The sequence below is a fragment of the Burkholderia sp. AU39826 genome (assembly GCF_020419965.1).
In the GTDB taxonomy this organism is placed as follows: Bacteria; Pseudomonadota; Gammaproteobacteria; order Burkholderiales; family Burkholderiaceae; genus Burkholderia; species Burkholderia semiarida.
The window spans coordinates 1-593 of the sequence record NZ_JAIZQG010000053.1; the positions used below are offsets into that span (position 1 = coordinate 1).

Sequence of the window (593 nt, forward strand, 5' to 3'; positions counted from 1 at the left end):
GAGGTGCCGAAGGTGCTCGGGAACCTGCTGAAGGCGTATGCGGGGATGCACTTCGAGTACGACGCGCGCGGGAATCTGGTGCGTAAGCGTACGCCCGCGGGTGAGCAGGAATACGAGTGGGATGAGTTCAATCGCTTGCTGTCTGCGCGCGTGGCTGAGACGTCGCGGCAGAGTCAGGCGCGGTATTTCTATGATGCGTTCGGTCGACGTATCGCGAAGGAGGTGAACGGCGAGCGGACGGTGTTCGGGTGGGACGGTGACACGCTGGCGTACGAGAGTGACGGCGAGCGCGGCACGCACTATCTCTACGAGCCGGGGACGTTCGTGCCGCTGGCGCAGTATGTGGCTGAGCGGGTCGAGGGAATCGCGACGCCGGAGTGGAAGAGCACCGACCGCTATGTGCCGGAGGAGGATCCGCTGCAGAAGGTGCCGCAGCGGCGAGGCGATGCGGCGGTGTTCTATTATCACTGTGATCAGATCGGTACGCCGCAGTTGCTGACCGATGGCGACGGTGACGTCGTATGGGAGGCATCGTATAAGGCGTGGGGCGAAGCGCGGGAGGTGATTGCGCGGGCGTCGAAGGCGGCGGGGAT

General features: G+C 64.4%; 1 protein-coding gene. It reads left to right on the forward strand.

The annotated features are described in order from the left end of the window. Positions 1–593: RHS domain-containing protein (locus LGM42_RS32970; RefSeq protein WP_226234412.1), on the forward strand; the 593-nt coding region annotated here is incomplete at both ends.